The sequence below is a fragment of the Kitasatospora sp. NPDC058478 genome, from assembly GCF_042720345.1.
GTDB lineage: Bacteria > Actinomycetota > Actinomycetes > Streptomycetales > Streptomycetaceae > Kitasatospora.
On the sequence record NZ_JBHXML010000021.1, the window covers coordinates 90,493 to 114,017 of the forward strand.

Sequence of the window (23,525 nt, forward strand, 5' to 3'; positions counted from 1 at the left end):
TCGTGTGCTTTCACGGGTGGCGGCCCCGTCCGGCAATCGGGTTGTCGCGTCCCGCCGCCCGGCCTCAGCCGCGCTGCGGCCAGGCGTGCGGCACCCGCTCCAGCACGCCGGCGCCGAACAGCTCGTACAGCGGCAGGGTCTCCAGGTGGACGTAGCCGATGTGGCAGTCGCAGACCGGCAACGGGCAGTCGCGCGCCCGCAGTTGGGTGCGGTAGGAGCCGTCGTACAGGTTGCCGAGAACGTCCCGGACGAAGTGGCAGCGGCGGACGGTACCGTCGCCGTCCACGGAGAGCACGGACTCGCCGGTGCGGCAGGGGCGGTCGGCGCTGGGGTGGGCGTGCCGGCTGTAGCCGAAGTGCGGGTCGACGGCCGCCCAGTCTGCGGCCTCGGCGTCGGTATAGGTGCGGCCCTCGGCGGCGTTGACCCAGAGGTAGACGCCTGCGGCGAGCTCGGCGCGCAGCCGGCGGGCCTCGGCCAGGTGCTCGGGCTGGCCGACCACGCCGACGCTGTAGCGCACGCCCAGGGCGTCCAGCTCCCGGCACTTGGCGAGGAAACGCTCCCGGGTGACCTGGCCGGGGTGGTACGTCACCCAGAGCGCGAGGGTGTCGGGATCGGCCTCGGCAAGCCAGTCGGTCCGGCAGCTGAGGTTGGTCTGGATCGCCACCCGGCGTACGTGCGGGAGCCGGCTCAGCTCGACCAGCGCCCGCCGGTACCACGACCGCACCAAGCCCTCGCCCCAGGGCGTGAACAGCAGGGCGAGGGTGTCGCCGCTGCCCGCCCGTCCGGCCGCCCAGCCGGTGAACCGCTCCAAGGCCGCGCGGTCGGCGCGCAGTTGGTCGGGTGTGTCGCGGCGCTTGGCGAACGGGCAGTAGGGGCAGTCGTAGTCGCAGGATGCGAGTGGGCCACGGTAGAGCAGGGTGAGGTCGCGCCCACGGTCGGTCGCGGCGGTCGCGCCGGTCTCTGCGGTTGGCGCGGTCGGTGTGCGCGGTGTGCGCGGGGTGGTGGACGGCAGGCCGAGGAAGGTCATTTCGCCTCGTACGCCGTCATCAGGGCCCGGACCTCGGGCGAGAACAGCATCGGCCCGGCCGCGTCCGAGTGCGCCAGGCCCTCCGGGCTGAGCACCAGGCGGTCCTGGTCATCGGCGAGCCAGCCGCGGGCGGTGAACTCGGCCAGCTCCGCCGGGAAGTCGGCGGCCGGTGTGCTGCCGAAGCGGGCCCGGTAGTCGGCCAGCGGCATGCCCTCGGCCTGGAGCAGCGACTGCACCAGGTGCCGCCGGCGCGGCTCCCAGCCGCTCATCCGGTGGCCCACCTCGGCGTGGTGGAAGTCCTCGGTGGCGACGAAGCCGTCGATGATTCCGCGCACCTCGGTGGCGTTCACCGCGTAGTCGAAGGAGTAGTGCAGCCGCGAGGTGTAGGAGCGGGCGCCGCAGCCCAGGCCGACCATGCCGTCCGTCTGGCAGGCGTACTCGCTCGCCCCGGCCTGCGGGGAAGCGGCGCGGCGGAACATCCGCATCGACACCTGCTGGTAGCCGTGGGCCAGCAGGTGGTCGCGGCCGGTGCGGTAGAGCGCGAGCCGGCGGGTGTCCCAGGCGGACTGGCTCTCCTGCTCGCCGCGCCGGGCCAGGCCGGTGAGCGGGCGCACGTAGAGCGGGTAGAGGTACAGCTCCTCGGGCTGCCAGGCGAGCGCGGCGTCCAGCGAGTGCAGCCAACTGGCCTCGGACTGGCCGTCGATGCCGTAGATGAGGTCGATGTTGAGCACCGGGAACCCGGCGGCACGGATCCGGTCGAGGGCGGCCTCCACCTCGGCCCGCTTCTGCGGGCGCACGGCGGAGCGGGCCTCGGCGTCGACGAAGGACTGTATGCCCAGGCTCAGCCGGGTGGTGCCCCGGGCGGCCAGGACCTCCAGCCGGTCGGCGGTCGCGGTGGCGGGGGAGGCCTCCACCGAGAGCGGTATCGCCCGCAGGTCGGCGCCCATCCGCCGCTCGGCGATGTCGCACAGCCGCTCCAGCTCGCCGGCCGTCAGATAGGTGGGCGTGCCGCCGCCGAAGGCGGCCAGTGCGAAGCGCGCGCCCTCGTCCAGAGCGGTGCGGACGGCCACCGCCTGGCGCTCCAGGGCGTCCAGGTACGCGGTGGTCAGGCCCTCGGGGCTGCCGATCCTGGTGAACAGGTTGCAGAAGCCGCAGCGGACCTCGCAGAACGGGATGTGCAGGTAGAGCGAGAGCGCGTCCTGTGCCTCGCCGGCCCACAGCTCGCGCAGCCCCGGGCGCTCCGGCAGCGGGCGGTAGGCGGTCTTGTGCGGGTAGGCGTAGACGTAGGACTGGTAGGGCGAGTCGGGGCGCGGGGGTGCGGTGGTCATGCGCGCTCCTCGGTGGTGGCGGCGATGGCTGTGACGGTGGCGGGGACGGCAGCGGGGGCAGGGAAAGCTGAGGCGGCTGTGGGGGCGGCATCGGGGACGGCTGAGGGGATCGTGAAGTGGGCGTACGGGACGGTCCAGACCACCTCGTGGCCGATCCGGTGCCCGGTGTAGCCGTCCTCGCCGTACGCCGTGCCGTGGTCGGAACAGACGATCGCGAAGCAGGGGCGGCGGGCGCTCATCGCCGCGAAGAGCCGGCCGATGTGGGCGTCCACGTACTCCAGAGCGGCGCCGTGGCTGGCCCGGGAGTCGCCGTGCTCACGGGTGGCGCCGGGCAGGTGGAACCAGTTGGGCTGGTGCAGCGCCGAGACGTTCAGGAACAGGAACAGCGGTTGCCCGGCGGGCTGTTCGGCGGCGACCCGCTCCGCCCGGGCGACCTGCTCCTCGAAGGACGTCGGGGACGGCACGCCCATCCCGGGCTCCCAGTGGCTCTCCTGGAACAGGCCGGGCAGCACCGAGCCGAGCGGGCCCTGCTTGTTGAAGAAGCCCACGCCGCCGATGCAGACCGTCCGGTACCCGGCGGCGGCGAGGGCGGTCGGCAGATCCGGTGCGTCGAACACCCAGGTGCGCGGGGCGGTGCTCTCGGAGCCGGCGAAGCGGGCCGCGAACAGGCGCGGGTGGGGGCCGTCGGGGGAGGCCGGGGTGGGCAGGAAACCGGCCAGGATCGCCTGGTGGGAGGCGTAGGTGAAGCTGCCGGGCGCGTGCCGGCGCTCCCAGCGGCCGCCGGGGAGGAAGGCGGCGAGGTGCGGGATCCGGCCGGCGGCGGCCAGCTCCTCGGCGACGTCGAAGCGGAGCGTGTCGAGTGTGACGAGCAGCAGGTCGTGCGTGCCGACGACCGCGTTCATGTCGGGGGCCGGAGCGGGAGCCTGGGTGTGGGGGGAGGTCTGGTGGTTCATCGGGAGGGTTCCGTGATCTGGTGGTCCGTCGGGGTGGGGAGGGGCGTTCCGGTGGTGCGGCCGGTGGCCCCGGTGAGGGCGGCGATCTGGGCGCCGTAGGTGTCGAGGCCCTCGGCGGGGCCGCCGGGCAGGCCGGTGAGGTTGGGGAGCAGGTCGCCGAAGGCGTTGACCTCGCCGACCAGGGCGCGCCGCCAGCCGGCCGTGGGCAGGACGTCGACCCCGACCATCAACGAGCCGGGGAAGCAGGCCGCCGCGCGCTCGGCCGTCTCCAGCAGGGCCGGCCATGCGGGCCCGGCGGCCTCCCGCGCCAGGTCGAGGCTGCCCCGGGCGCCGCCGAGGTGCAGGTTGGTCATCGGCTGCGCGCTCGTGCGCACCACCGCGTGGGTGGCCCGGCCGGCGACCACCACCACGCGCAGGTCCGCCGAGCGGCCGGACTGCGCGGCTTTCGGGATCCACTGCTCGACGTGCAGCCCGTCCGGTGCCAGCCGGTCGATGATCTCGGCCACCTCCCGCTCGCTGCGGTAGTGGCGGACCCGCAGCGAGTTGTGCAGCAGCCCGTCGGCCAGCTCGACCGACGTGGTGGCCAGGACCTGCCCGCGCGGCCCGAACTGCAGGGCCGTCACCCCGGAGGCGGAGGAGCCGTGCGCGGGCTTGACGAAGACCCGGCGCAGGCCGGCCGCGGCCAGCCGCCCGCGCAACTGCTCCCAGCCGGTGACCTCGCCGCCCAGCGCCCGGGGTACCGGCACCCCGGCGGCGGCGAGGAGCGCGTGCGCCCGCCGCTTGTCGAACATCACGGCGATCTCCTCCGGATCGCCCAGAAGCCGTGCGCCGGGGCGCCCGGCCAGCTCGCGCAGCGCGGCCGTCACCCCCGCGTACCAGGCGGCCGTGCCCTCGACCCGGGTCGGCGCGTAGGACGGGCCGAGCGCCGGGCCGCGCAGCAGTTCGTCGACCAGGGCCTCCTCACCGGGCGACTCGATCCGCAGCAGGCCGTCCTCGGGCAGCCGGTAGTCGCCGCGCAGCACGTCCAGCCAGGGCAGGACGGCGGGCTCGGGCAGCCCGGCGGCCCGGGCGGCGGCGGCGAACAGCGTCACCCGTCGGTGCCCGGGATTGCCGAGGACGGTCAGCTGCGGTGTCATCGTGCCGTCACCCGCCTACTCGGCGACCGCGACGTAGCGGTCCCCGTCGTCCTCGTCCTCGTCGGGGTCCTCGGCCTCGGAGAGGTCGAGCGCGACCCCGGGCAGGGACTCGGTGAGGCGCTGCTGCAGCTCCTCGCTGAGGTAGTGGTGGTGCAGGTCGAGGGCGCGCAGGTGGGTGAGCGGCTGGCCCTCCAGCAGGGCGGCGGCGCCCTCGTCGGAGAGCACGCCCATGGACAGGTCGAGCGACTCCAGCCGGGCCACCACGGGCGCGTGCGCGACGGCCGAGGCGATCTCGTCCTGGAACTCACTGTTGGCCAGCCCGAGGTGGCGCAGGCTCGGGAGGCGGGCGCCGTCCAGGAAGGGCCCGAGGTCGTCGATCGTGGCGTCACCGCCGTACTCGTCCACGCCGAGCCAGAGCGTCAGGCGCTCCAGCGCCGGCAGCTCGGAACCCGCCACCGCCCGCACCACCCGGGCCGGCAGGCCGCCGGCCTCGAAGCGCAGCGCGGTCAGCCGGTCGTGCCGCACCGGCTGGAGGCTCAGGTCCGTGCCGCCGCGGACGGTCAGCTCGGTCAGCCCGGGGAAGGCCGTCAGCAGCGGGGTGACGTCGCCCATCTCCATCCAGGAGATCTCGCACTCGTCGTAGGTCACGTCCCCGAGGAAGAGCGCCTCCAGGGCGGGCAGGCGCTCCGCGTCCGCGGCGATGGCGGCGACGGTGGCGGCCACGGGGACGTAGCCGCCGTGCCACCAGGGGCCGATCACCAGGGCGCGGATTCCGCCAGGGTCGACGGTGTCGAGGAAGGTCTGCCAGAGCTGCGCGAAGTCGTGCTTCGCGTCGTAGTCCAGGGCGAGCCTCCAGGCGACCGAGCCGGCGGCGGGCGGCGTGCGGGTGCCGTCGTCGGGGTTGAAGTCGCGGATCGGCAGGTCGTGGAAGCGGTCGGGGTGGAGGGAGACGGTCATGTCGGCTCCAGACGGATGGGCGTGGTGGGCTGGTCGGTGTGGTGGTGCGGCGGCGTCGGGCGCGCGGTCGGTGACGGTTACTCGGCCACGGCGACGTAGCGCCACCGGTCGTCGGGCTTTCCGGCCTCGGAGAGGTCGATCTCGACGCCCGGCAGGGCCTCGGTGAGGCGCTGCTGCACCTCCCCGGTGAGGAAGTGGTGGTGCAGGTCGAGGGCGCGCAGGTGGGTGAGGGGCTGGCCCTCCAGCAGGGCGGTGGCGCCCTGGTCGGTCAGTACGCCCATGGCGAGGCTGAGCGACTCCAACCGGGCCACCACGGGCGCGTGCGCCACGGCGGCCGCGATGTCGTCCTCGAACTCGCTGTTCTGCAGGCCCAGATGGCGCACCGCGGGGAAGCGCGTGCCGTCCAGGAAGGGGGCGAGGTCGTCCAGCGTGGCGTCGCCGCCGTAGTTGTCGACGCCGAGCCAGAGTTCGAGCCGCTCCAGGGCGGGGAAGTCGCAGCCGGCCACCGCCCGCACCACCGGGGCCGGCAGGCCGCCGGCCTCGAAGCGCAGCGCTCGCAGCGCCTCGTGGCGCACGGGTGTCAGCTCCAGGTTGCTGCCGCCGCGCACCACCAGCTCGGTCAGTTCGGGGTAGGCCGTCAGCAGCGGGGTGACATCGCACATCTCCAACCAGGAGATCTCGCTCTCCTCGTAGGTGACGTCGCCGACGAAGAGCCCCCGCAGCGCGGGCAGCCGGTCCGCCGCCTCGACGATCGCGGCCAGGGCGGCGTCGAGTTGCTCCGGCTCGTCGGAGAACCACGGGCCGATCACCACGGCCGTCACGCGCTCGGTGTCGACCGTGTCGAGGAACTGCCGCCAGCGCTTGGTGAAGGCCTCCTCGGACTCGTAGTGCAGGCCGATCCGCCAGGCGGCCGACGCCGGCTCCGGCAGGGTCACGGCTGCCGCGTCGCCGCCGTCGGCGGCCTCGTCCAGGGCCTGGACGAAGTCGAAGACCGGGAGACCGTGGAACTGCTCGATGTGGTGGTTGACGGTCATGCGCTGCTCCTCAGGGGTCGGGGCCGAACACGTGTCTACCAGCCGGGTCCGACAATCCGGTGGCCGGGTGGCCGGCCGGGCGCGTTGTCAGACCCTTGCTCTACGTTCTGGTCGTGGCTCCGGAACGTGACCGCGAACAGCGCGGTGGAGCCCGGGATTCCGGCGGTCGTCGGGTCCGGCCGTACGGCGAGGGAGGACTGATGTACCGCCAGGGCGATGTGCTGATCGTGCCGGTCGAGGAGGGTGCCGTGCCGCCCCGGGTGGCCGCGCTGGCCGTCCAGCCCCGGGACGGCCGGGGCCGGATGGTGCTGGCCCTCGGGGAGGTCACCGGCCACGCGCACGCCGTGGTCGGTCCCGGGGAACTGCGCCGGGAGGCCGGTCCGTTCGGCGCGGGCTGGCTGCACCTGCCCGAGGGCGGCCGGGTGGTGCACGAGGAGCATGCGGCGATACCGCTGCCGAAGAGCTGGTACCGGGTGGTGCGCCAGCGCGAGTACACCCCGGGCGCAGTGCGGGTGGTCGCGGACTGACGCAGGGCCCGACGAACGGGCCGACGGCTGACGGACCGGCCGACGGGCGGGTGGCCGGGTGCCGGGCGATGGCAGACAGCCGGTAGACGGGTGGGCGGGCGCGGTGTGCCACGCGGAACGTGCAGCGTGGAACGCGCAGTGCCGAACGGAACGGAAGCAGGCGGCCGGGCGGGGAGCCCGGCCGGGAACGGAGCAGACGATGGAGACGACGATCCCTGACCGCCCGGCGGGCGCGGTGACGGCCGGGCCCGCCGAGGTGACGGCCCGCTGGCGGGCCGCTGCGGCGGCCACCGGCCCGGCCGACCGGTCGGCGGCCGAGCACGCGGTCCGGGCCGCCTACCGGGCAGCCGGGCTGCCCGAGCCCACGGCCGTCCGCTGGTTCGGCTCGCCGTTCGCCGCCGCCGAGGCGGCGCTGCAGCTGCGGGCCGCCGGCGCGGTGAGCGTACGCGAGGCCGTGCGCACCGGGCCCTGGGAACAGGCCCGGCGGCGGGCCGTCGAGGAGGTCGGCGCGGCCGGGTGGGCGGCGCATTGGGCACTCACCGGCGGCGAGCTCGGCCCGGTCACCACCCCGCTCGCCGACCGCACCCGCACGGCGGTCCTCGACCGGCTCGCCCCCGAGGCCGACCGCGAGGAGGCCTCGGACGACGCGGCCGCCGCCGCCCGCGCCCGGCGCACCACCGTCCGGCTCGCCCTGCTCGACGCCGTGCGCGGCCAGCACGACGCTCCCTGGTTCGCCGCCTTCGAGGCCGCCTCCGACACGGCCGGGGGCAGCGCCGAGGCCGTCGCGCCGCTCGCCGGGGTGGCCCGCGAGGCCGGCTGGTGGTGGCCGTACCAGGACGTCGCGCTGGTCAGCGAGCGCCCCGTCGCGCTGCACCGTGACGAGGCCGGGCGGCTCGACCGGGCGGACGGCCCCGCCCTGGAGTACGCCGACGGCTTCGCCCTGCACGCCTGGCGCGGCATGCCCGTGCCCGCCGAGTTCCTGGCCGGGCTGGCCGACGTCACCGTCGAGCGGATCCGCACCGAGGAGAACGCCGAACTGCGCCGTGTCCTGCTGGAGCACTACGGCTACGAGCGCTACCTGGCCGACTCCGGTGCCGAGCCCATCCACCGCGACGAGACCGGGGTGCTCTGGCGGATCACCCTGCCCGACGACGAACCGGTGGTCATGGTCGAGGTCGTCAACTCGACCGCCGAGCCCGACGGCACCTTCCGCACCTACTGGCTGCGCGTCCCGCCGAGCACCCGCACCGCCCGCGCCGGGGTCGCCTGGACCTTCGGCATACCCGAGTCCGAGTACCACCCGCAGCGCGAGACCTGACCGGCCCGGACCCCCGGCGCAGGCCGCTGAGCCGCGCATCTCGGCCAGCCGATCTCGGGGCTGCCCCTCGGCGGGGTGCGGGACAGGTCAGCGTGAGGTCGGTCCGACGTTGCGGACCCAGACGGGGAAGGGGGCCATGGCGTTGGGCGCGGTCTGGTCCGACGGGTCGGTCCCGGCTGGCTGTCGGCCGCTCAGGAAGCCCTCGACGACCGGAACGAGGTCGTCGGAGGGCAGGTAGGTGCCGCCGAACGGCAGTTCGTCGACGGCCACCGATCCGGTGGAGCAGCGGAGTTGATCGACCTGCTCGTCGTGCCACACGTAGAAGGTCGCCACCCCGGCGAAGCCCAGCGCGTGGATACGGTGCCGGATGGCCTGAGCGGTTCGTTCGAAGGCGGCGACCACCTCGGTCACGGACAAGGACTGCTTGTCCTCATCCTCCGCACTCAGGTACCAGGTGTTGGTCCGCCACTCGACCCGCCGGTCGCTCGGCTCCAGCACCAGCGGTTCGTCCGCTATTTCGGCGATCCATGTCAATAGCACCCCGGAATTGTCCCGGCCGGTGTGGATCGTGCAGTCGTCGGGGTCGGCCAGGGTCAGGGGGCGCGGGCGATGAGCACGGGTTGGAAGAAGCCCGTTCGGGCGGGTGGTTGCCAGTGGGAGGTGGTGAAGCCGGCCTCGGAGGCGAGGGCGGTGAGCTGGGACTGGGTGAGGGCCCAGTAGGTGGAGCGACGGATGTCGGTCTGCCATTGGCCGGTGGCATCGGGGGTGAGGTGGAAGAGCTCCAGGTCGTAGCGCTCGCCGTCCTCGTGCCAGTGCCAGAGCTGGAAGATGACGGACCGTCGGCCGTCGCGTTCGGTGGTCTGGGGTGGGGTGGAGGCCGGGCGGGAGCGGCGCAGGTCGTCGTAGGGGCGGATGGTGAGCAGGAGCAGGCCGCCGGGGCGCAGCACGCGGCGCATCTCGGTGAGGGCGGTGCGGACCTCCTCGGGGGTGAGTAGGTGGGGGAGCGCGTTGTCGGCGCAGACGACGACGTCGAACCGGGCGTCGGCGAAGGGGAGCCCGCGCATGTCGGCGGCCGCGGTGGGGAGACGGAGGCCCCGTCGGGCGGCTTCGGTGACGGCCCGGGCGGCGGCCGCCGGGCTGAGGTCGGTGCCGGTGACGCGGTGGCCGAGGGCGGCGAGGCCGAGGGACTGGGTGCCGATGCCGCACGCACAGTCCAGGACGTCGACCGGGCGATCGCCGAGGCCGGCGCGGATCAGGGCGTCGAGGCTGGCGCCCTGGCGGGCGACGGAGGCGTCCCAGTCGGGGTAGAGGAGGTGGTACCCGGCCGCGAACTCGTCGTAGAAGCGGCCGACGGGGGACTGCGGTGAGGAGGTCATGGCGTCGGGACTCCACGGTGGCGAGAGGGGTGAAGAGCGGGCACGACGGGCGTTGACGTGGGCGAGGTGGTAGGCGGGGCCCTCGCCTGCTCGTTCGTCACGCCGTCATCCTCGCCCAGCCGTACCGGGGGCGGACACCGGTTTTCCGAGGGCGGGGAACGATGGGGCGGCGGTTCGGAGCCGGTGAACGGGCTGATCACGGCAGGCGGTCTGCTCGTGGTCCGGGGAACCGCCCTGCGGTACGAGGGGATGACCCGGAGGGTCAAACGGTTCGCCGGGCGGGCGGGCCACCGGGATGATGCCGGTATGCGCACCTTCGAAGAGCTGATCGCCGAGGCCGAGGCGGTGTCCGTGGACGGCTGGGACTTCTCCTGGCTCGCCGGCCGCGCCACCGAGGAACGGCCGTCCTGGGGCTACCAGCGGCTGCTGGCCGAGCGGCTGGGTCGGGCCTCGGCAGCCTTGGACATTCAGACCGGCGGCGGCGAGGTGCTGGCCGGCGCAGCCCGGCTCGCCGCTGCGAAGCCCGTCGCAGGACAGCCCGCTCCCGCGCAGCGCGGAGCGCTTCCGGCCACCATGGCGGCCACCGAGTCCTGGCCGCCGAACGTCGCGCGCGCCACCGGCCTGCTGCACCCGCTGGGCGTGGTGGTGGTCGCGGACCCGGACGAGCCGCCGCTGCCGTTCGGCGACGGGGCCTTCGACCTGGTCACCAGCCGTCATCCGGTGAAGGCCTGGTGGTCGGAGATCGCCCGGGTGCTGCGGCCCGGCGGCGCCTACTACGCCCAGCACGTGGGGCCGGCGTCCGGGTTCGAACTGGTCGAGTACTTCCTCGGCCCGCAGCCCGAGGCACGCCGGGCGCGCCGCCCGGAGGACGAGAGCGCCGCCGCGCGCGACGCCGGGCTGGAGGTGGTGGACCTGCGCTCCGAGCGGCTCCGGATGGAGTTCCTCGACATCGGCGCGGTGGTGTACTTCCTGCGGAAGGTGATCTGGATGGTCCCGGGCTTCACCGTGGCGGCCTACCGGGACCGGCTGCGTGAACTGGACGCCCTGATCCGGACGGAGGGGCCGTTCGTCGCCCACTCCGCGCGCTTCCTGATCGAGGCGCGCAAGCCGTAGGACGGCTCGGGCCCGGCCGCGCCCCGCCGGGGAGACCGGAGGGGCGCGGCGGCGTCAGGCGGCGCCGCTCACGCCAGGGCGACCAGCTCCAGGTAGGAGTCGTGCCACAGGTCCTCGTCGCCGTCCGGGAGGAGCAGGACGCGGTCGGGCCGCAGGGCCTCGATGGCACCCAGGTCGTGGGTGACCATCACGATCGCGCCCGGGTAGGTGCCGACCGCCGCCAGCACCTCCGCCCGGGAGGCCGGGTCGAGGTTGTTGGTGGGCTCGTCGAGCAGCAGGACGTTGGCGCCGGAGTGGACCAGGCCGGCCAGCGCCAGCCGGGTCTTCTCACCGCCCGAGAGGACCCCGGCCGACTTGTCGGCGTCGTCTCCGCGGAACAGGAACGCGCCGAGGACGTGCCGCAGTTCGCCGTCGCTCAGGTGCGGCGCGGCCTGGGCGAGGTTGTCGCGGACGCTGCGCGCCGGGTCGAGGGTGTCGTGCTCCTGCGCGAAGTAGCCGAGCCGCAGGCCCGGGCCGGGCACCACCCGGCCGGTGTCGGGGCTCTCGTGGCCGGCCAGGATGCGCAGCAGGGTGGTCTTGCCGGCGCCGTTCAGGCCGAGCACGACCATCCGGCTGCCCCGGTCGACGGCCAGGTCGAGGCCGGTGAGCACCGGGCGGCCGGCGTAGGCCTTGGCGAGGCTGATCGCGCCGAGCGGCATCCGGCCGCAGGGGGCGGGTTCGGGCAGCCGGATCCGGGCCGTCCGTTCGGCCTGCCGGGCGGGTTCGAGGTCGGCGAGCATCCGGTCGGCGCGGCGGGCCATGCTGCGGGCGCTGGTGGCGGTGGCGACGTTGGCCCGCATCCGGTCGGCCTGGGCGTGCAGGGCGGCGGCCTTGCGTTCGGCGTTGGCCCGTTCCCGGGTGCGGCGGCGTTCGTCGGCGGCGCGCTGGTCGAGGTAGGCCCGCCAGCCGGTGTTGTGGACGTCGATCGCGGCGCGCTGCGGGTCGAGGTGGAAGACCCGGTTGACGGTGTCGGCGAGCAGGCCGAGGTCGTGGCTGATCAGGACCAGCCCGCCCTGGTGGGCCGCGAGGAAGCCGCGCAGCCAGGCGACGGAGTCGGCGTCGAGGTGGTTGGTGGGTTCGTCGAGCAGCAGGGTGCCGTGGTCGGCGAAGAGGATCCGGGCCAGCTCGACCCGGCGGCGCTGGCCGCCGGAGAGGGTGCCGACCGGGGTGTCCATGACCCGGGCGGGCAGTCCGAGGCCGGCCGCGACCCGGGCGGCCTCGGCCTCGGCCGCGTAGCCGCCCCGGGACTGGAACTCGGCCTCGGCGCGGGTGTAGGCGTCCATCGCCCGGCGCTGGTCGTGCGGTGCGTCGGCCTGCGCCATCGCCTCTTCGGCGGCGCGCAGCGCGCGGACGGCGGTGGCCAGGCCGCGGGCGGACAGGATGCGGTCGGTGACGGTGGCGGACGGGTCGGCGGCGCGGGAGTCCTGCGGGAGGTAGCCGACGGGGCCGGTGCGGGTGACCGTCCCGGCGGCGGGCGGCAGTTGTCCGGCGAGGGTGGCGAGCAGGGTGGTCTTGCCGGCGCCGTTGCGGCCGACCAGGCCGATCCGGTCGCCGGGGGCGATGTGGACGGTGATGTCGGACAGCAGGAGGCGGGCGCCGACGCGCAGGTCGACACCACGGGTGGTGATCATGGGATAACGCTCCGAAACAGCGAACGGACACACGGGTGGTGTGGAGGCGGGTCCGTCGGCTAGGAAATTCGGGGCGTAGACATGCGGCCCAGGGTAGCGGGGCGGGTGGAGCGTCCGCATCCGAATTGCCGGCGGGAGCGCACCGCGTCCGCGCGGGTTTCGGCCAGTGGGGCGGGTGTTGGCTCGTGGGGCCCCCTTGCCGGGGCGCGGGCCCCGCGCTTCCATGACCCGCATGGGTCGACGTGAGCTCGTTCTCTTGACTGATCACAGTTCGACCGAAGGAAGCCGCGACGTCCTCGCCGCCGCCGCCCGGGCCCTCACCGGCCGGGCGCCCGTGCTGCTCGACGCCCGGCACTTCATGACCGGCGGGGGCGGCCGGATCCGTCCCGACGACGGGGGCGGGCTGCGCCTGGAGGCGGACGGCCGCAGTGTGGCGGCCGACGCCGTCGTGGTCTACGAGATCCCGCCGCACCGGCGGCGCGACTTCGCGTCCTTCCAGCGGCTGCTGGGTGCACACGGCGCCCGCTCGCTCGGCACCGATGTGCAGGCCTGGCGGGCGGCCACCGAGAAGGACCTCACGGTGGCCCGCTTCACCCGCGACGGCGTCGCGCACATGCCGACCGTCTCGCTGTCCCGGCCGAGCCTGCGGGCCGCCGCCGAGGCCTTCGACCGGCTCGGCGGCGACGTCTGGGCCCGGCCCTGCGTCGGGATGGGCGGCGACGACGTCTTCCACGTCACCACTCACGCCCAACTCGCTTCCGCCGCACGGCACTACGAGCATGACGGGGCGGACTGGCTGATCGCCCGGGATGCCCGCAACTTCACCCCGGACGGCCGCCGCCACCAGTACCGGGTGGTGGTGCTCGACGGCCGGGTGGTCCGGGTGGTCGAACACGTGCAGGCGGATCCGGACGCCCCCTGCAACGAGAGCCGCGGCGCCGTCTCCGCCCCGCTCGCCGCCGCCGAACTGCCCCGGGGCCTCGCGGACCTGGCGATCCGCGCGGTCGCCTGCCTCGGCCTGCCGCTGGCCGGTGTCGACCTCGCCGCCGAGAGCGGCGGCGTGGTCTTCGAGGTCAACGTCCACCCGGCGTTCGGCCGCGGCGCCCTGGAGCAGGTCGCCGTGCCGTACGTGGCCGCGCACCTGGAGCCCGTCTGACGGTTCCGGCCGGGCGTACGGCGGGCCGGGCGCGCCCCGGGCCGGCGGCTGGCGAAGGAGGCCTGTCGGCGGCCGGGCACGTCCCTGGCCGGTCAGCTCCGCAGGATGGCGGCGAGGAGCGACGGGCGGAACAGCAGCGTCGGTGGGGCGACCAGCGACATCACCTCGTGGAAGGCGGCGGTGACCGCCGGGTTGTGGGCGGCGCCGGCCAGCACCTTGTCGAGGAAGCGGTGCTGGAGCGCGAGCAGGGCGCCGGAGGGTCCGCCGGTGGTGGCGGCGAAGCGGACGTCCTCGGTGCAGGACATCACCCACGGGTTCTTGGAGACGGCCGCGATCGCGCGCCGGGCGTCCCGGGTCGTGGCGTGGCCGATGCCGCCGTGGCGCAGGGCGGTGCGGCGCAGCTCCCGGGCGCAGAACAGGGCGACGGTGACGCCCTGCCCGTACACCGGGTTGAAGGTGCTGGCGGCGTCGCCGACCACCACCAGGCCGTCCGGGGCGCTGCGTTCGTAGTGCCGCCGGATGCCGGGGCCGGGGACGAAGCCGCGCACCTCGCCGGCCGGCTCGGCCTGCTGGAGCGCCTCGCGGATGCTCGGGTCGCGCAGCCGGGCCAGTTGCTTGGTGAACCCGGCTTCGCCGGGCTCGGGTTCGGCGCCGCGCATGCCGGCGACGCTGACGATCCAGCGGTCGCCCTCGACCGGCAGCAGCACGCCCAGGTGGGGCGCGTCCGGGGCCTTGGTCTGCACGTAGATCGCCTTGTAGCCGATGTCGACGCCGGCCGGGCGGTGGAACAGCCGGGAGGAGTACGCGACGCCCGCGTCCACCCGCTCCTCGGGCACCGGCGGGTGGCCCAGCTCAGCCAGCCAGTCCGGCACCGAGGTCGTGCGGCCGGCCGCGTCCACCACCAACTCGGCCGGTATCTCCCGGACTTCGCTGCGTTCGGGCCCGCGGTCGCGGACCTTGACGCCGGTCACCGTGCGGGCCGACCCGAGCAGGCCGACCACGTCGGCGCCCTCCAGGAACTCGATCGAGGGCTCGGCGCGGACCCGGTCCAGCACCGCCTTGTCCAGCACCGGCCGGGTGCAGGAGAGGAAGGCGAGCTGCGCCGGGTACTGCGCCATCCACCCCGCCGAGCTGAGCCACTTCAGATCGCCCGAGACGGCGACCCTCGTCGCGCCCGCCTCCGTGAGTTCCTGGTTGATGCCGGGCATCATCTCCTCCAGCGCCCGGTGCCCGGCCTCCAGCACCAGGTGCGCGTGCCGGCCCTGCGGCACCCCGGCCCGGAACGTGGGCTCCGCCGGGTAGCGGTCCCGCTCCACCACCACGATCCGTTCGGCGAACCCGCGTAGGGCCCAGGCCGCCACCGTGCCGGCCAGCCCGCCGCCGATCACCACCGCCGTGCCCCGCCCGGGGGCCGTTTCCGAAGAAGTCATGACACGTAGCGTAGTCGGGCGGTGGCGGCCCCGTAATTGCATCGGCGGGATGAACGGGCAGGACACGGGCGGCCGTTGGTGCCCGAACGCGCCGGGCGCACGACCGGTCCGGAACACTGTCGCGCGGCGCCCCCGGGGGCGGGCGGTGGGAGGCACCCGGGAGCGGGTACTACACTCGGCGGGAGTTGTGCAGGCCCCCCTTCCGGTGCGCGGGCGCGCGGAGCCGAGGAGGTGAGAGCCGTGGAGTGCAGTAGTCCGGGTCGAAGTCGGCCCCGCCCCCGGTTGTCCCGCACCATTCGCGGCACCCGGCGTTCCTCCTCCCGTACGGCTCCCACGCGGCGCTGACCTCGTCCTCGACGGGGTGCCGCCGGTCGCGCCGTGCGCGTGGTGGCCGGCCGGGCGCCTCCGGCCCGCCGTCCCCGGACGGCGACCGGGCACCCACCGTGGAGGTACCCGCCATGTCCGACTGGCGTGTGCGCGCCGTGCGCGCGAGCAAGCGTCCGTTCTCCCGCCCCGCCGGGGGCTCCGGACCCGCCGACGCGCAGCCGGCGCCGGAGCACTCGATGGATCCGCGGCCCGACCAGCCCGTCGAGCCGGTCACCCTGGAGCGTTCCGTGGTGGACGCGGCGGTCTACCGGGACGGGCGGCGGATCGACACACCGGCGAACCTCGCCGACATCTACCGCGAACTGCCCGACCGGCCCGGCGCGATGGCCTGGATCGGCCTGTACCGCCCCGCCGAGGCGCAGCTGCTGGAGGCGGCGGACCGGTTCAACCTGCACGAACTGGCCGTCGAGGACGCCATCGTCGCCCACCAGCGGCCGAAGCTGGAGCGCTACGGCGACACGCTGTTCGTGGTGCTGCGCGCCGCGCGCTACCTGGACGAGGCGGAGGAGGTCGACTTCGGCGAGATCCACCTCTTCGTGGGCCCCGACTTCGTGCTCACCGTCCGCCACTCGCAGGCACCGGACCTGTCCGCGGTGCGCCGCCGCCTGGAGACGGACCCGGACCTGCTCGCGCTCGGCCCGGAGGCGGTGCTGTACGCGGTGCTGGACGCCGTGGTGGACGGCTACGCGCCGGTGATCGCCGGGCTCCAGCACGACATCGACGAGATCGAGACGGAGGTGTTCGGCGGCGACCCGCAGGTCTCCCGGCGCATCTACGAGCTGTCCCGCGAGGTGATCGAGCTCCAACGGGCCACCCGGCCGCTGCTGGAGATCATGAAGAGCCTGGAGGCGGGCTTCGGCAAGTACGGCACCGACGACGAGCTGCAGCGCTACCTGCGCGACGTCGCCGACCACGCCACCTACGCCGCCGAGCGGGTGGACGGCTTCCGGCAGATGCTGCAGAACATCCTGACCGTGAACGCGACGCTGGTCTCGCAGCGGCAGAACGAGGAGATGAAGCAGCTCGCCGAGGCCGGGCACGTGCAGAACGACGAGATCAAGAAGATCTCCTCCTGGGCGGCGATCCTCTTCGCGCCGACGCTGATCGGCACCGTGTACGGGATGAACTTCGAGATCATGCCGGAGCTCAAGTGGGCGTTCGGCTACCCGTTCGCGGTCGGGCTGATGGCGCTGGTCTGCACCGGGTTGTACGTGGTCTTCAAGCGCCGCAACTGGCTCTGACGGCGGGCCGCGGCGGGGCGCGGCTGGTGCGGGGCGCGGCGCGGTCCGGCTCGGGCGCGGTGCTCGCGACCGGCTCCGCCGTGCCGCCGCAAGCCGGCGCGGCCCCGCGCAGGCAGCACTGACCGGCTGCCGCAACCGGCGCCGACCGCACGGCTGTTCGCCCGGCGTCAGGGATTCGTCAGGGCGGCGGTGCGGCGCTTGCCCCGGTCCGCGCCCGCCGGTTGGATGAGGAGCATGAACCGCCCGGCACGCCACCACGACCGCCCGCCGCATCCGCGGCCGCCGGTCCGCGTCGCCGCGGCCGCCATCGCCGTGCGCTGATCCGCGCCTCCCCGCCGGAGGGCACGGCACGTGCCGCGCCCCGCCCCGCCCCGTCGTCCGATCGGCGCGGGGTGCGGGCGGGCGCGCGAGTTCCGCATCTCATCAGGTCTTTTGAGCCCGCACCCCGGCCCGGACAGGGTCGGCGGTGCCCCGCACCCTGGGAACGGTCATGTCCGAATCCGTCCTGTCCGCTCGTACCGCCCTCGTCACCGGCGCCTCCTCCGGCATCGGCTGGGAGACCGCCCGGCTGCTCGCCGGGCTGGGTGCCACCGTGCTGGTGCACGCCCGGACCACCCCGGAGGCCGAGGCGGCCGTCGCCCGGCTGGTCGACGCCGGCGCCCGCCGGGACCAACTCGTCGAGCTGGCCGCCGACTTCACCCACCTCTCGGAGGTCGCGGTGCTGGCCGGCACGGTCGTCAAGCACTACCCGGCGCTGGACCTGCTGGTCAACAACGCCGCCGCGCTGGCGCCCGAGCGCTGCACGCTGACCGACGACGGCAACGAGGTCTCGCTGCAGGTCAACTTCCTGGCCGCGCACCTGCTGGCCAGGCTGCTGCGGGCGCCGCTCTCGGCGTCCGGCGACGCCCGGATCGTCAACGTCTCGTCCTCGCTGCACCGGACGGCGTCGATGAACTGGTCGGACCCGCACCGGGTGAAGAGGTACTCGCGGGTGGCCGCGTACGCGCAGTCGCAGCTCGCGCTCACCATGGCGACCGCCGACATGGCCCCGGCCGGCTCCGGCATCACCGCCGTCAGCCTCAACCCGGGCCTGTGCGACACGGCGCTGCTGCCGCTGTACGGGCGGGCCGGCGCGCCGGCGGTGGAGGGCGCGGCGGCCGTCGTCCGGCTCTGCCTGCCGGACGTTGCGGTCGCCAACGGCGCCTACTACGACGGCGGTTCGGTGGCGCCGGTGGCGCAGGCCGCCCAGGAGGAGCGCTCGCTGAAGCGCCTGGTCAAGCTGGCGGACCAGTTGGTCGGCCAGGCCGCTTGAAGCCCTTCCCCGGAAGCGGAGAGCACACGATGTCCAAGCGCGCCCGCAAGAAGAGGGCCCGGCGGAAGAACACGGCGAACCGCGGCCGCCGGGCCGGGCAGGGCTGACCCGCCCACCACCGCAGCCCACCACCCATCGCCATCACCCATCACCACCACCCATCACCACTCACCACCGCCGATCACCGCCGCGAACCGCTGAGGGCCGCCGCGAACCGGCGGGCACCGCCGGGCGCCGGGGACGGTCGCTAAGGATGCGTCAAGAACGGCGCCCGGCGGCGTCAAGGAGCCGTCAGGGGGCGGCTTCCCGCAGGTGGCACGGCACTAGCGTCGCCCGGCGGAGAGAAACGGTTCTGCTCCGGTTTCAGCAGGAAACCCCGGCGGACCGTACAACGGGGGAGAGGAACGTGCGGCCATGACCACCTCGGCAGCGGGCACGACGGCCACCACGGGGGAGACGGCCCCGGGGACGGAACCCGATCAGGCGGGGGAACCGGCCCCAGCCCCGGCCACGGCCCCAGCCCCGGCCACGGCCGCCCCGGCCCCCCGCCCGAGCCCCCTGGCCCGGCTCCGGCACGGCGCGCGGACGGTCGGCGGCCGCGCCTACTGGACCACCCCGCGCCTGGTCCGCGGCCTCACCGCGCTCAGCCTGGCCGCCCTGATCGGCCTCGGCGCGGCCGCCACCACCGTCCTCGGCGGGGCCCGCGACGGCACCGACACCATCGGCCACCGGGCCGCCCCGCAGGCCACCCGAGCCGCCGACCTCTACTTCGCGCTCAGCGACATGGACGCCCAGGCCGCCAACCTGCTGCTGGTCGGTGCCGACCCCGACTACACGACGCTGCGCAAGCAGACCCTCGACACCTACGAGCAGCGCCGCGCGCAGGCCGACGGCGACCTCCAACAGGCCGCCCAGGCCGCGGCCGCCGACCCGGCCGGCCAGCGCGCCGTCCAGCAGGTGCTCGGCCGGCTCGGCAGCTACGAGGTCCTGGTGGCCCGCGCCCAGCTGCTGGAGGAGCAGGCCAAGGCCCCGGCCGGCCAGCCCTCGCCCGCCGCCCTGGACGCCTACCGCCAGGCCACCGACCTGCTGCGCCAGCAACTGCTGCCCGCCGCCGACCAGGTCACCGCCGCCAACGAGGCCACCGTCGAGCAGGTCTACACCGAGCGGCGCGACGCCCTCGGCAGCGGCTGGTGGTGGCTGCTCGCGGTCGGCCTGCTCGCGCTCGCCGCGCTGCTCGGGCTCCAGCGCGTCCTGGCGGTGCGCTACCACCGCGTCGTCAACCCGGTGCTGGCCGCAGTCACGCTGCTCACCGCCGTCGTGCTGGCGATCGGCCTGCACCTGGTCAGCCGCGCCGACGACCACCTGGTGACCGCCAAGAGCAACGCCTACGACTCGGTGATCGCGCTCAGCCGCGCCCGTGCCGTCGCCTTCGACCTGAACGCCGACGAGAGCCGTTACCTCACCGACCCGTCCCGCGCGGCCGCCTACGAGCAGAGCTTCCTCGACAAGACCCAGGCGATCGCCCGCCTGGACGGCGCCACCCTCGCCGACTACAACGCCCAGCTGGCGGCCGCCGCGGCCCGGCACCGCGCCGACCACACGGCCGTCCCCTTCGGCGGCTACCTCGGCACCGAACTGCACAACATCACCTTCCCCGGCGAGCAGGACGCCGCCGAGCGGGTGCTCGCCGCCTTCCAGCAGTACCAGCAGGACGACCGGAAGATCCGCGCGCTGCGCGACGAGGGCCGGCTCAAGGAGGCGGTGACGCTCAACACCGGCCTCTCCCAGGGGCAGTCCAACTACGACTTCGACCAGCTGAGCACGGCCATCGGGGACACCATCGCGGTCAACGCCAAGGCGATGGACTCGGCGGTCGCCGCGACCGACGGCGACCTCGACGCCGGTACGGCGGCCCTGGCCGCGGGCGCGCTGGCGGCGGCGCTCGCGCTCACCGCGCTGGGTGTCCGACCGCGCCTGCGCGAGTACCGGTAGCCGCCGGCAGCCGGTTACGCTCCGGACGGGCGTCGGCGAAACCCCCGGCGGGCTCTGGTGCGTCCAGGCTCCGGCGCCCCCGGCCTCAGTCGGCGGCGAGCCGGTCGTACTCGGCGTCCGGGTCCAGCTGGCGCCGGTACTCGGCGTGCAGCCGGACGTCGCCGTCCGGGCCGGCCAGGCGGGCGAGCGGGCCCCGGGCGCCCGGGAGCGGCCGGGCGCACGGCCACTGTTGGGCGAGTACGGCGAGCGGCGCGCCGTCGCCGGTGCGCAGGATCCAGCTGGCGCGGCCGCCGCCGATCAGGGGCAGGTACGGCCGGGGGAGTCCGAGGGCGGCGAGCGCCTGCGGCAGGTCGAGGCCGTCGGGGAGGGTGAGCGCCGCGGGGTGCGGGGCGTCGGCGTCGTCGCCGGCCGCGACGCTGTCCCGGGTGAGGTGGATGCGCATGGCCGGACAGCATAGGGCGCGCGGACGGGCCCGCGCGCCCGTGCACCGGTGTGCCGGTTTGACAAACGCCCTTGCCGTCCCGGCGAATGGCAGGCATGGCCGACGAAGACTTCGAGAACGTCCTCACCACGGTGGGCCCCCGGCTGCGCGCCCTGCGACGCGAGCGCGGCACCACCCTCGCCAAACTGGCCGCCGCCACCGGGATCTCGCTCAGCACGCTGTCCCGGTTGGAGTCCGGGCAGCGCAAGCCGACCCTGGAACTGCTGCTGCCGCTGGCCCGGGAGTACCGGGTGCCGCTGGACGAACTGGTAGGCGCCCCGGCCACCGGAGACCCCCGGGTCCATCCCCGCCCGGTGACCAGGAACGGCCAGACCATCATCCCGCTCACCCGCCACCTCGGCGGTCTGCACGCCTTCAAGCAGATCATGCCGCCCGGCCGGGGCACCGAGCCCGAGCTGGAGCTGAAGGTGCACGAGGGCCACGAGTGGCTGTACGTGCTGTCCGGCCGGCTGCGGCTGGTGCTCGGTTCGCACGACCTGGTGCTGACGGCCGGTGAGGCCGCCGAGTTCGACACCCGGACCCCGCACGCCTTCGGCAACGCCGGGCCGCAGCCGGTGGAGTTCCTCAGTCTGTTCGGTCCTCAGGGTGAGCGGATCCATGTCAGGGCGCGCCCGGGAACCTCCGTTCGGTAGGTTCGTTCCCTGACAGCGGGGGTTTTCCGTTCCGGTCTCCCGCCAGGCCGTCGGGAGGGGCCGAGAAGATGAGTGTCCAGCAGAGTACGGAGTCCGGCGAGAGCGGTGGAACCGGGGAGCGCGGCGCGGTGGGTGCGCCCGAAGTCCCGGGCGCGGCGGGGGCCTTCGAGGCCTCCGGCGGCGGCGCCGGCCGGGCCGGCGGTGGTTCCGGCGGCGACGGGAGCGGCGGCAGCGGTCCGACCGGTGGGGCCGACGGCGTCGGCGGCGCGGAGCCGGACGCCAAGAGCGGGCGGAAGAAGCGCCCGTTCTGGCAGGAGCTTCCGATTCTGCTGGTGATCGCCCTGCTGCTCTCGCTCGGCATCAAGACCTTCTTCGTTCAGGCCTTCTCGATCCCCTCGGGTTCGATGGAGCAGACCCTGGCGATCGGCGACCGGGTGCTGGTCGACAAGTTGACGCCGTGGTTCGGTGCCGAGCCCGAGCGCGGCGAGGTGGTGGTCTTCCGTGATCCGGGCGGCTGGCTGGAGAGCGCGCCGACGCACGCGGACGGCTCGGTGATGAGCTCGGTCCAGAAGGTGCTGAGCACCGTCGGCCTGATGCCCTCGGCGGACGAGAAGGACCTGATCAAGCGGGTGATCGCGGTCGGCGGGGACACCGTCGAGTGCAAGGCGGGCAGCCCGCTGAAGGTGAACGGCGTCGCGCTGGACGAGCCGTACCTGTTCCCCGGTTCGGCGCCCTGCGACCAGGACCCGGTGGGCACCGTCACCGTCCCCAAGGGCAAGCTCTGGGTGATGGGCGACCACCGCAACAACTCGCGGGACTCGCGCCCGCACCACAACGAGACCGGTGACGGCTTCGTGCCGGTGGGGAACGTGATCGGCCGGGCCTTCGTCGTCGCGTGGCCGCTCACGGACTGGTCCACCCTGCCCGTCCCGGACACCTTCGGCAAGGTGCCGGCGGGCGCGGGCGCGGCCGCGCCGGTGGAGGCGCCGTCGGCGCCGGACGCGCTCGGGCTGGCCGCCGTCGTGCCGTTCGCCCTGTGGCGCCGCCGCCGCGGCGCGCGCCGGGGCCGCCGCTGAGCCGGGTGAGGGCTTCGGCGGAACTCCTCCCGCGATTCTCTACACGCCTGTAGAGTTTCCGGGGTGAGCTGCACGCCTGGTCGCGTGGCCGCCCGACCGGGGAGGCCGCGCGTCGGGGCCGGGTCGGGAGGCGGAACCGTGGTGGAGAGTCGGCGCAGTCCTGTGGCCGTCGGGGAGCCGGCGGACCCGGACGTCCAGTGGGTGTACCAGCCGGTCGAGGTGGACCTCGGCGGCGGCACCTGGGCGTCCGGGCGGATCAGCGGCTGGTGGCAGGACTCGGCCGGGCAGCGGTGGTGCCGGTTGCGGGTGAGCCGCAGTGGCCGGCCGGCCGGGTGGGAGCGGTTCGACCCGGCGCGGGTCCTGCTGCTGCCGGTCGCCGGGCTCTGAGGAGGCGTCGGCCGGTTCCGATCGGAACCGGTACCGGCGTGACCGGAACCGGTCCGGTGGGTTCGGACGTCCCTCGGTGCGGCGATCACGAGGCGTTGTCCATAAGAGATTCACAAAATATGACGGCATGTGCGATTCTGTGCAGCGCCCCCGTGACCCGCCCCATCCGTGTCGGCACCTTGGGGGGCCCGGGGCCGCCGACATGCCACTTCATCGACCGGGGACGACGTGAGTTCCGAGATCTACTTCAGCAGCAACTACCGCGACCTGTGCGAGCAGCACGGCACCGGCGCGGGCTTCCAGTTCGAGTTCTCCTGCTACCGCTGCTCCGACACCTGGCGCTCGTCGTTCGAGGCGTTCACCACCGGCCAGGTGGCGGGCTGGATCGGCAAGGGCGTCAGCGCCGCCTGGAACCTCATCGGCGGCAACGCCAACACCATCAGCAACGCCGCCGACGGCCTGGCCGGCCACACCTGGGGCAACGCGCGCGACGCCGCCTTCCAGCGCGCGATCACCAACGCCCAGGTGCACTTCAACCGCTGCGCCCGCTGCACCCACTACGTCTGCGGCCGCTGCTTCGACCCGGGCCAGGGCCTGTGCCACGACTGCGCCCCGGACACCGCGGCCGAGGCGATGGCGGCGCAGCGGCGCGGCCTCAACGACATGGTGTCCGACCGCTCCTACCAGCAGGGCCAGCAGTCCGGCGCCGAGTTCGACGTGCGGACGCCGCGCCAGCTCGTCTGCCCGCAGTGCTCGGCGGAGACGCACGGCACGCCGTTCTGCCCGGGCTGCGGCCACCGGCTCGCCCAGCCGACCCAGTGCGGCCAGTGCCACCAGGACATCCCGGAGGGCGCGGCGTTCTGCCCGGGCTGCGGCACCAGGCGCTGACCCCGCAGACCCCGCGCACACTGCGCACCCCACGCACCCCATGCACCTCGCGACGGCGGGGCGCCTGCGGATCAGGATCCGCA

General features: G+C 74.6%; 22 protein-coding genes. 11 read left to right on the forward strand and 11 right to left on the reverse strand.

Features of this window, described 5'->3' with window-relative positions:
* Window positions 1-64: 64 nt before the first annotated feature.
* From ACFWPT_RS14215 to ACFWPT_RS14240, 6 genes are all read right to left on the reverse strand, one after another.
* A complete protein-coding gene (locus ACFWPT_RS14215; RefSeq protein ID WP_380481961.1) occupies window positions 65-1,027 on the reverse strand; it encodes an STM4011 family radical SAM protein in 963 nt (320 codons plus the stop codon).
* Window positions 1,024-2,355: an STM4012 family radical SAM protein gene (locus ACFWPT_RS14220; protein ID WP_380376683.1), complete on the reverse strand. Its 1,332-nt coding sequence runs from the start codon at window positions 2,353-2,355 to the stop codon at window positions 1,024-1,026. Before ACFWPT_RS14220 ends, ACFWPT_RS14215 begins: the two co-directional genes overlap by 4 nt.
* Entirely contained in the window at window positions 2,352-3,257 is a 906-nt protein-coding gene (locus ACFWPT_RS14225; protein WP_380376744.1) for an STM4013/SEN3800 family hydrolase, read from the reverse strand. The genes ACFWPT_RS14220 and ACFWPT_RS14225 overlap by 4 nt, the downstream gene beginning before the upstream one ends.
* 47 nt (window positions 3,258-3,304) lie before the next feature.
* Window positions 3,305-4,444 (reverse strand): STM4014 family protein, encoded by a 1,140-nt coding sequence (locus ACFWPT_RS14230; RefSeq protein ID WP_380481963.1) that lies wholly within the window; start codon window positions 4,442-4,444, stop codon window positions 3,305-3,307.
* 15 nt (window positions 4,445-4,459) lie between these two features.
* Window positions 4,460-5,401 (reverse strand): STM4015 family protein, encoded by a 942-nt coding sequence (locus ACFWPT_RS14235; protein WP_380481965.1) that lies wholly within the window; start codon window positions 5,399-5,401, stop codon window positions 4,460-4,462.
* A gap of 77 nt (window positions 5,402-5,478) precedes the next feature.
* Complete coding sequence (locus ACFWPT_RS14240; RefSeq protein WP_380376691.1) at window positions 5,479-6,435, reverse strand: STM4015 family protein; 957 nt, start codon at window positions 6,433-6,435, stop codon at window positions 5,479-5,481.
* Between the two features lie 200 nt (window positions 6,436-6,635).
* Here ACFWPT_RS14240 and ACFWPT_RS14245 point away from each other — a divergent pair, with 200 nt between their 5' ends.
* Complete coding sequence (locus ACFWPT_RS14245) at window positions 6,636-6,962, forward strand: hypothetical protein (protein WP_063350717.1); 327 nt, start codon at window positions 6,636-6,638, stop codon at window positions 6,960-6,962.
* 199 nt (window positions 6,963-7,161) lie between these two features.
* Window positions 7,162-8,280 (forward strand): DUF6745 domain-containing protein, encoded by a 1,119-nt coding sequence (locus ACFWPT_RS14250; protein WP_380481967.1) that lies wholly within the window; start codon window positions 7,162-7,164, stop codon window positions 8,278-8,280.
* Window positions 8,281-8,367: 87 nt separating this feature from the next.
* On the opposite strand, the gene ACFWPT_RS14255 is transcribed toward ACFWPT_RS14250, so the two are convergent.
* The gene (locus tag ACFWPT_RS14255) at window positions 8,368-8,820 is read right to left on the reverse strand and encodes a hypothetical protein (protein ID WP_380481969.1); all 453 of its coding nucleotides are present in this window, start codon (window positions 8,818-8,820) and stop codon (window positions 8,368-8,370) included.
* 53 nt (window positions 8,821-8,873) lie between these two features.
* The gene (locus tag ACFWPT_RS14260) at window positions 8,874-9,656 is read right to left on the reverse strand and encodes a methyltransferase domain-containing protein (RefSeq protein ID WP_380481971.1); all 783 of its coding nucleotides are present in this window, start codon (window positions 9,654-9,656) and stop codon (window positions 8,874-8,876) included.
* A 306-nt stretch (window positions 9,657-9,962) separates the two neighbouring features.
* Between ACFWPT_RS14260 and ACFWPT_RS14265 the strand changes: the two genes are divergently transcribed.
* Window positions 9,963-10,769: a methyltransferase domain-containing protein gene (locus ACFWPT_RS14265; protein ID WP_380481973.1), complete on the forward strand. Its 807-nt coding sequence runs from the start codon at window positions 9,963-9,965 to the stop codon at window positions 10,767-10,769.
* A 68-nt stretch (window positions 10,770-10,837) separates the two neighbouring features.
* Here ACFWPT_RS14265 and ACFWPT_RS14270 read toward each other — a convergent pair whose 3' ends face one another.
* Window positions 10,838-12,439 (reverse strand): ABC-F family ATP-binding cassette domain-containing protein, encoded by a 1,602-nt coding sequence (locus ACFWPT_RS14270; RefSeq protein WP_380481975.1) that lies wholly within the window; start codon window positions 12,437-12,439, stop codon window positions 10,838-10,840.
* 256 nt (window positions 12,440-12,695) lie between these two features.
* Between ACFWPT_RS14270 and ACFWPT_RS14275 the strand changes: the two genes are divergently transcribed.
* Entirely contained in the window at window positions 12,696-13,595 is a 900-nt protein-coding gene (locus ACFWPT_RS14275; RefSeq protein WP_380376726.1) for a RimK family alpha-L-glutamate ligase, read from the forward strand.
* Between the two features lie 92 nt (window positions 13,596-13,687).
* Here ACFWPT_RS14275 and ACFWPT_RS14280 read toward each other — a convergent pair whose 3' ends face one another.
* A complete protein-coding gene (locus tag ACFWPT_RS14280; RefSeq protein ID WP_380376731.1) occupies window positions 13,688-15,025 on the reverse strand; it encodes an FAD-dependent monooxygenase in 1,338 nt (445 codons plus the stop codon).
* Between the two features lie 458 nt (window positions 15,026-15,483).
* On the opposite strand from ACFWPT_RS14280, the gene ACFWPT_RS14285 reads away from it, so the two are divergent.
* The 3 genes from ACFWPT_RS14285 to ACFWPT_RS14295 all read left to right on the forward strand — a co-directional run bounded on the left by ACFWPT_RS14285 (window position 15,484) and on the right by ACFWPT_RS14295 (window position 19,957).
* Window positions 15,484-16,653 carry a magnesium and cobalt transport protein CorA gene (locus tag ACFWPT_RS14285; RefSeq protein ID WP_063350723.1) on the forward strand — a complete coding sequence of 390 codons (1,170 nt, stop codon included), beginning with the start codon at window positions 15,484-15,486 and terminating at the stop codon, window positions 16,651-16,653.
* Window positions 16,654-17,143: 490 nt separating this feature from the next.
* Complete coding sequence (locus ACFWPT_RS14290; protein ID WP_380428792.1) at window positions 17,144-17,965, forward strand: SDR family NAD(P)-dependent oxidoreductase; 822 nt, start codon at window positions 17,144-17,146, stop codon at window positions 17,963-17,965.
* Between the two features lie 414 nt (window positions 17,966-18,379).
* Window positions 18,380-19,957, forward strand: a complete 1,578-nt coding sequence (locus ACFWPT_RS14295) for a hypothetical protein (RefSeq protein WP_380481977.1) — start codon at window positions 18,380-18,382, stop codon at window positions 19,955-19,957.
* Between the two features lie 85 nt (window positions 19,958-20,042).
* On the opposite strand, the gene ACFWPT_RS14300 is transcribed toward ACFWPT_RS14295, so the two are convergent.
* Window positions 20,043-20,399: a hypothetical protein gene (locus ACFWPT_RS14300; RefSeq protein ID WP_380481979.1), complete on the reverse strand. Its 357-nt coding sequence runs from the start codon at window positions 20,397-20,399 to the stop codon at window positions 20,043-20,045.
* Window positions 20,400-20,494: 95 nt separating this feature from the next.
* On the opposite strand from ACFWPT_RS14300, the gene ACFWPT_RS14305 reads away from it, so the two are divergent.
* The 4 genes from ACFWPT_RS14305 to ACFWPT_RS14320 all read left to right on the forward strand — a co-directional run bounded on the left by ACFWPT_RS14305 (window position 20,495) and on the right by ACFWPT_RS14320 (window position 23,442).
* A complete protein-coding gene (locus ACFWPT_RS14305) occupies window positions 20,495-21,091 on the forward strand; it encodes a helix-turn-helix domain-containing protein (RefSeq protein WP_063350727.1) in 597 nt (198 codons plus the stop codon).
* 68 nt (window positions 21,092-21,159) lie between these two features.
* Window positions 21,160-22,167 (forward strand): signal peptidase I, encoded by a 1,008-nt coding sequence (gene lepB, locus ACFWPT_RS14310; RefSeq protein WP_380481981.1) that lies wholly within the window; start codon window positions 21,160-21,162, stop codon window positions 22,165-22,167.
* A gap of 138 nt (window positions 22,168-22,305) precedes the next feature.
* Window positions 22,306-22,554 carry a hypothetical protein gene (locus tag ACFWPT_RS14315; protein ID WP_159398582.1) on the forward strand — a complete coding sequence of 83 codons (249 nt, stop codon included), beginning with the start codon at window positions 22,306-22,308 and terminating at the stop codon, window positions 22,552-22,554.
* 228 nt (window positions 22,555-22,782) lie between these two features.
* Window positions 22,783-23,442, forward strand: a complete 660-nt coding sequence (locus tag ACFWPT_RS14320) for a zinc ribbon domain-containing protein (protein WP_380481983.1) — start codon at window positions 22,783-22,785, stop codon at window positions 23,440-23,442.
* Window positions 23,443-23,525 lie beyond the last annotated feature (83 nt).